6 protein-coding genes are annotated in these 7,439 nt (G+C 45.2%); all 6 read left to right on the top strand.

The features are described from left to right. The coding region (locus tag VK541_RS05815; RefSeq protein WP_324367841.1) for an amino acid permease at positions 1-830 on the top strand (830 nt) is incomplete at its 5' end. Further along, on the top strand, positions 827-2,185 hold the full coding sequence (locus VK541_RS05810; RefSeq protein ID WP_324367839.1) for a glutamine synthetase family protein: 1,359 nt from the start codon (positions 827-829) through the stop codon (positions 2,183-2,185). The genes VK541_RS05815 and VK541_RS05810, both read left to right, overlap by 4 nt. A 13-nt stretch (positions 2,186-2,198) precedes the next feature. Then, complete coding sequence (locus tag VK541_RS05805; RefSeq protein WP_324367837.1) at positions 2,199-3,347, top strand: iron-containing alcohol dehydrogenase; 1,149 nt, start codon at positions 2,199-2,201, stop codon at positions 3,345-3,347. A 38-nt stretch (positions 3,348-3,385) separates the two neighbouring features. Further along, positions 3,386-4,753 carry an aldehyde dehydrogenase family protein gene (locus VK541_RS05800; protein WP_324367835.1) on the top strand — a complete coding sequence of 456 codons (1,368 nt, stop codon included), beginning with the start codon at positions 3,386-3,388 and terminating at the stop codon, positions 4,751-4,753. Positions 4,754-5,109: 356 nt separating this feature from the next. After that, on the top strand, positions 5,110-7,203 hold the full coding sequence (locus tag VK541_RS05795; RefSeq protein WP_324367833.1) for a nitrite reductase: 2,094 nt from the start codon (positions 5,110-5,112) through the stop codon (positions 7,201-7,203). After that, positions 7,200-7,439, top strand: a 240-nt coding sequence (locus VK541_RS05790; protein ID WP_324367831.1) for a uroporphyrinogen-III C-methyltransferase, incomplete at its 3' end; no start/stop codon positions are given. The genes VK541_RS05795 and VK541_RS05790, both read left to right, overlap by 4 nt.

Here is a 7,439-nt window from a genome sequence, read left to right as displayed (position 1 = left end):
TCTCGGGTATTGCAGTGCCAAGATTCGAAATGACCAACCTGACGCACAATGCCTGGCCGAATGGCTGGACAGGGGTGTTCGGTGCCATACCTTTTGCCATCTGGTTTTTCCTGGGCATAGAAGGGATTGCCAATGTAGCAGAAGAAACAAAAAATCCACAGAGAGACATCAGTAAAGGTTTCGGATGGGCCATATTTACACTGGCAGTTTTATGTGTCCTGATTTTTTTTACAGCGACGGGAATTGCAGGTTGGGAGGCCATCGTCTATAAAAATGGCGTTGGTGGAGAAACTTCAGATTCGCCGCTGCCGCTTGCCCTGGCCAAAATAACCGGCAGCAGTCACTTCATGTATCACCTGCTCATTACAGTAGGCCTGTTCGGATTGGTAGCCTCTTTTCACGGATTGATCCTCGCCGCAGGCCGCTCCACCTATGAGATGGGCCGTGTACACAATGTGCCCTCTTTTTTAGGTAAGATTTCTCCGCGTTTTCATACACCTGCAAATGCCTTGATTGGCAATATGGTCATCGGTATACTAGCCCTGTTGTCAGGAAAGACTTCCGAGATCATCATTGTATCGGTTTTTGGTGCACTCACGCTGTATATCATTTCCATGATCTCTATCCTGATATTGAGAAAACGGGAACCGGATTTACCAAGGCCTTTTCGTGTGCCTTTTTACCCTGCATTTCCCATCATCTCATTGATCATTGCAACTGTATCTATCATTGCAATGCTTATTTTTAACGTAAAGCTCGGGCTGATCTATTTCTCCATTTTACTGATCACCTTTTTGTTGTACAGAATTTTTAAAAGATCTGATTCATGACCACACAGGAAATTTTAGACTATGTAAAGCACCACCCCTCAGGTAAAGTCAAAGTGGCGGTTACAGATATTGATGGGGTACTGCGCGGCAAATACATTTCAGCCGAGAAGTTTTCCTCTATAGCTGCGGGCAGACTGGGTTTTTGTGATGTAACCTTCGGCTGGGATATGGGTGATGCAGCCTACGACAATGTAAAGTTTACAGGCTGGCATACTGGTTATCCTGATGCCCTGGTGAAACTGGATCTGGAAACCTTTCGCAAAATTCCCTGGGAAAATGACATCCCTTTCTTTCTCGGAGATTTTATGGATGAGCAGGATAAGGCAGGTGTAGTTTGCCCCCGGCAATTGCTTAGGAAAGTATTGTCAGACACGCAGCAGGCTGGGTTCTTTCCGTACTTTTCACAGGAATTCGAATGGTTCAATTTTGCGGAAACTCCCGAAACCGCACATCAGAAAAACTTTCAGAACTTAACCCCGCTGAGTCCGGGAATGTTCGGATATTCCATTTTGCGCAGCAGTCTGAAAAATGAATACATGAGCGATTTATTTGATCAGCTCTGTAAGTTTGGGGTACCTATAGAAGGACTGCATACGGAAACAGGTCCGGGGGTTTATGAGGCGGCCATTAAATATGCACCTGTTTTGCAGGCTGCAGATCAGGCAGCTTTATTTAAAACAGCTGTAAAGGAAATTGCCTATAAACATGGTGTCATGGCTACTTTTATGGCCAAGATCAGTGAAAACCTGCCGGGCTGCAGCGGGCATGTGCATCAGAGTTTATGGGATCCGGACGCGAAAAATAATCTCTTTTATGATGAAACGGATGAACGCCGGATGAGCAGTTTGATGAAAAGCTATATTGCAGGGCAGCTTTATTGCCTGCCGCATATTCTGCCGATGATCGCACCTACTATTAATAGCTATAAGCGTCTGGTAGAAGGAGCCTGGGCACCGACAACGCTGACCTGGGGTATAGACAACAGAACAGTTGCGCTCCGCGCCCTGCCGGGTAATCCTAAAGCAACAAGGCTGGAAACACGGGTTGTGGGTTCTGATACCAATCCTTATCTGGCCTTATCTGCCTGCCTGGCAGCAGGATTGTATGGGATCAGGAACAACATGAAGCTGGAAAAGGCCGCTACTGAAGGCAATGGCTATCGCGACATCTCTAATGGGGTATTGCCGGGGAATCTCCATGAAGCAACCCAGCGGATGAAAGGTTCTGCTGTAGCCAGAGAGCTGTTTGGTGAAGCGTTTGTCGAGCATTTTACGCTGACCAGGGAATGGGAGTGGCGGCAATACGCGAAAGTGGTCACCGACTGGGAATTTAAGAGATACTTTGAAATTATTTAAGTGAAAAAAGGATATGACATTTGATAGGGTTTATCAGTATAATTTTCCCACTACAATTCGGTTTGGGGCAGGAGCGATTAAAGAATTGCCTGCATATTTACAACAACACGGCCTGAAGCGGCCTATGATCGTAACGGATCCGACAATTGCCGCATTACCATTTTTTAAAGCGATCGTATCAGACCTGGAGCAGCATCAGATTTCAGCAGAGGTATTCAGTGAGATCCATAAGAATCCGGTAAAAAGTGACGTGTATAAAGGTGCTGATGTCTGGGATGGTACTTCAAGAGACAGCATAATTGGTATAGGCGGTGGTGCCGCACTGGATGTCGCCAGGGCAATTGTATTGCGCGTCAATCACCGTGAAGACCTTTTTAAATATGACGACCTTATTGGCGGCGATATTTATGTCACCAATGATGTTCCCCATTTCATTACGGTTCCTACGACATCAGGTACAGGAAGCGAGGTCGGCAGGAGTGCAATCATCGCAGATGATGAAACCCATCAAAAGAAAATACTTTTTTCGCCCAGGCTGATGGCAAAGATTGTATTTGCAGATCCTGCATTGACTATGGATCTTCCGGCTTTTATTACTGCCGCTACCGGTATGGATGCCCTTACGCACAATATGGAAGCATTTCTGGCTAAAAATCCGCACCCGCTGTGTGACGGGATCGCGCTGGAAGGAATAGCGCTCATCAAAGATTCGCTGGTACAGGCCACCAACAAACCTGATCTGGAGAGCAGGAGCAAAATGCTGATGGCTTCTATGATGGGCGCTATCGCATTTCAGAAAGGACTTGGTGTTGTGCATTCGCTTGCGCATCCGCTTTCTTCTTTGCTGGATACACACCATGGACTGGCCAATGCGGTCAATCTGCCTTATGGCATGGAATTTAATATTTCAGGCTTTGAGGACAAATTTCGCAGGATTTCCAGGACACTGGAGCTGAAAGAAGAAACGGGCAAAGCAGTGGTGAAATATCTTTTTGATCTGAATACCCAGGTGAATATTCCGCATCATTTAAGGGATATTGGGGTAAAAGAAGAACACATAGAGACCCTTTCAGACCTTGCCTTTGCAGATTTCGCGCATCCGAATAATCCTAAGCCGGTGAGCAGATCAGATTTTAAACAGCTTTATTTAAAGGCACTCTAGGTTAAAGAACAATTTAATAAGGAAGTTATAAATTATAAATGATGAATATTGTAAACCCGGCTTCAGGAGAAATTATTGTAACAGTAAATGAAGATGACAGCAAATCGCTGGCACATAAATACCTGTTGCTTAAATCCGGACAGGTGGCATGGGCATCCAGAAGTCTGGATGAACGCATTGCGGTCATCGAAAAATTTTATCAGTTGCTGGATGAGGAAATAGCGCATCTTGCCCGGATTCTGACTGAGGAGGTAGGTAAACCACTGCAGCAATCACGAAATGAAATCAATGGTGCGAGAGCAAGGATCCGATGGATGCTGGATCATGCGGTACAATATCTTTCTGATGAAATTGTGACTGACGGACCAGATTTAAAGGAATTGATTTCTTACGAACCTTTGGGAGTCGTCTGTAATATCTCCGCCTGGAATTACCCTTATCTGGTTGGAGTAAATGTTTTTATTCCGGCCTTACTTGCGGGTAATGCCGTGATGTATAAACCGTCTGAGTACGCCACACTAACAGGACTTGAGATCGAAAAACTGCTCAATCGTGCCGGGGTTCCCGCTGATGTATTTAAGGTTGCCGTCGGCGCTAAAGAAACTGGTGCGCATTTACTTTACATGAATTTTAACGGGTACTTTTTCACGGGATCTTACCAGACCGGTAAATACATCTATGAACGTGTGGCACCTAAGATGGTTCCCTGCCAGCTGGAATTGGGAGGGAAAGATCCCCTGTATGTGACTGATGATGTAAAGGATATCGCAGGTATTGCTGCGGGAACTGCTGACGGGGCATTTTATAACAATGGTCAAAGCTGCTGTTCTGTGGAACGGATTTATGTCCATGAAAAAGTATATGATAAATATGTCGACGCTTTTGTAAAGGAGGTCAAATCATGGAAAATTGGTCTGCCAAATGAGGAGGGGGTTTATATAGGGGCTTTAACCAGGAAAGAGCAGCCTGGCTTGCTGGAAAATCAGGTGAAGGATGCGCTTCAGAAACAGGCAACATTGCTAACAGGGGGGAACATCATTGAAGGTAAAGGGAATTATTTTGAACCTACTGTTCTGACCAGTGTAGATCACAGCATGAAAGTGATGAAGGAGGAGAGCTTTGGTCCTATTATAGGCATCATGAAGGTAAAGAATGATCAGGAGGCTATAAAACTGATGCAGGACACGGCATATGGCCTTACTGCTTCTGTTTATTCCGAAAGCATGGACCGGGCCAGACAAATTCTTGCACAGATAGATTCCGGTACAGGGTACTGGAACTGTTGTGACCGGGTAAGTGCAGGACTTCCATGGAGCGGCAGGAAGCATTCAGGCATAGGGGCTACATTGTCACATCAGGGATTGAGGGCATTTACGAAACCAAAAAGCTGGCACCTCAGGGGCTAAGGCCCTCCAGCCTGACTGTTTGCCAGGCTGCGGACCACCTGTACATTTTCTTTGTGAAAGACATTGCCGGAGCTTCATTAATGGCGCCTCTTTTGATGCTTTTAAAAAACAATAGAATCATTCTGTATTATAAAATAAATATCTGTATTTTAGTGAGTTATAATAATTTGACATTATTAATATACTACTAAGTCCCTATACTTTATATATTTGCTTTATGAACAAAACAATCAACAGACTGACCTACCCGAATGTGCATTGCATGTACTGGTAATCCTGCAGACTGTTGAAATTAAATATTTAAAGCTTCTTCGGTCCAAAAAACGGAGAGGCTTTTTTTAAAATAACCAATTGACATGCAAAGCTTTAGAACAGAGTTAGAGAATCCTATTGTCGAAAAAGACATCATAGATCTGGAAAAAAAGATCAGGGAATTTCGCGAAGGTAAGATCCATGATGAGAAATTCAGAAGTCTGCGTCTTGCGCGCGGCATCTATGGCCAAAGACAGCCGGGGGTTCAGATGATCCGGATCAAGCTACCTTTCGGTAAGGTAACTTTCAAACAGATCCTGCGCATCTCTGACGTATCTGATAAATACGCGAGCAGGAACCTGCACCTGACCACCCGTCAGGACATCCAGATCCACTATGTAAGTCTGGACAGAACTCCTGAGCTATGGGAAGAACTGGAGCAGGATGATGTGACCATTCGCGAGGCTTGCGGAAATACGGTCAGGAACGTCACTTCTTCACCTGATTCTGGCATCAACCCGAATGAACCTTTTGATGTGTCCCCTTATGCGCATGCATTTTTCAGCTATTTTCTAAGGAATCCGATCTGCCAGGAAATGGGCAGGAAAATTAAATTTTCTTTCTCTTCTGATGAGAACGATTCAGCTTTCAGCTATATACATGATCTTGGATTTATTCCAAAGATCAATGACAAAGGTGAACGTGGTTTTAAGGTGATGCTGGGCGGCGGCCTGGGTGCACAGCCTTTTTTGGCTAACCTGGTTCATGAGTTTTTGCATGAAGACCAGATCATTCCATATGCGGAGGCGATGCTACGGGTGTTTGACCGCTATGGTGAAAGAACAAACCGTAATAAGGCGCGCCTGAAGTACTTGATTCAAAAACTGGGACTGGATGAGGTATTGAGACTGATAGAAGAGGAACGTGTAGCAAATAAAGTAAAATCTTTTAAAATAGACCGCGACACTGTGGCGCAGCCCTCAGTTCCTGAGGCTATTGAATATCCGGTACTGGATGAGGTGGTCAATAGTCTGGATTATAAAGTGTGGAGAGCCACCAATGTGGTTCCGCAGAAACAGGAAGGTTTTTTTGCGGTATATATTAAGGTAACCAAGGGCGATATTCCTACAGAAGAGGCTCGTAAGTTGGTGGCGGCGATTAGCCCGTATGTGGCTGACGAGATCAGGATCACCCAAAATCAGGGTCTGATGCTGAAGTTTGCCAGGGAAGCTGGTCTGCCAGGTTTATTTGTTGCATTGAAAGAGCTGGGTTTTGCTAAAGCGGGTTTTGACAGTGTGGCCGATGTGACCACCTGCCCGGGCACAGATACCTGTAACCTTGGAATATCAAATTCGATGTCACTTTCTGTGGCACTGGAAGACGTGATCTACGATGAATATCCTGAGCTGGTTCATGAAAAACAACTCAATATAAAAATAAGCGGCTGTATGAACTCTTGCGGACAGCATGGTTTGGCCGAGATCGGTTTTCACGGGAGCTCTGTAAAGGCCAATGGCAAGGTCGTACCTGCGGTGCAGGTGATGCTGGGCGGTGGTACTGTTGGCGATGGTGAGGGCCGGGTAGCGGAAAGGGTGATTAAAGCCCCGTCTAAACGTGCAACTGATGTATTAAGGGTGCTGCTAAATGATTTTGCAGCCAATGTCGCCGATGGCGAGAACTTTCATGCGTATTACGACAGGCAGACTAAAGATTATTTCTATCAGTTGTTGAAACCACTGGCTGACCTGACCAACCTGAAGGATGAGGAGTTTGTAGACTGGGGCCATGAGGAAACTTTTGTAACTGCCATCGGTGTTGGAGAATGTGCGGGTGTGGTGATTGACCTTGTGGCTACCTTATTGTTAGAATCTGAAGAAAAATTGAGCTGGGCAAGGGCATCTTATGAAGCCGGTGCCTGGGCGGATTCAATTTATCATACCTATGCAGTATATGTAAGCGCTGCTAAAGCATTGCTTTTGGATAAAGGAGTGAACAGCAGTACTCAAATCGGTATCATCCGTGAGTTTGACAATCACTATGTACAAACAGGAGAGGTACAACTGGAAAGTTCATTTGCTGATCTGGTACTGGAGATCAATAAACATGAGCCTTCTGAAGAATTTGCTACGGCATACCTGGCATCTTTGGAAGAGTTTTACAATGGTATAAAAACTGCGAGAGCGGAAAAAGTGTCATGATTGATAAAAAAATAGGCAGGAAGGAACCAAGGATCACGCTGGTAGGCGCTGGTCCGGGTGATCCTGAACTGATCACCGTGAAAGGTGCCAATGCATTGAAAAATGCAGATGTGATCTTATATGATGCTTTGGTGAATGAGGGCGTGCTGGATTACGCAGGGCCAAATGCCATAAAAGTATATGTAGGTAAAAGGTCCGGCGAACATTCTTATGGTCAGGATGCAATAAACAGACTG

Origin of the sequence: Pedobacter sp. (genome assembly GCF_035317785.1) — a bacterium.
Taxonomy (GTDB): Bacteria; Bacteroidota; Bacteroidia; order Sphingobacteriales; family Sphingobacteriaceae; genus Pedobacter.
This window is presented reverse-complemented; position numbering and strand designations above follow the sequence as displayed.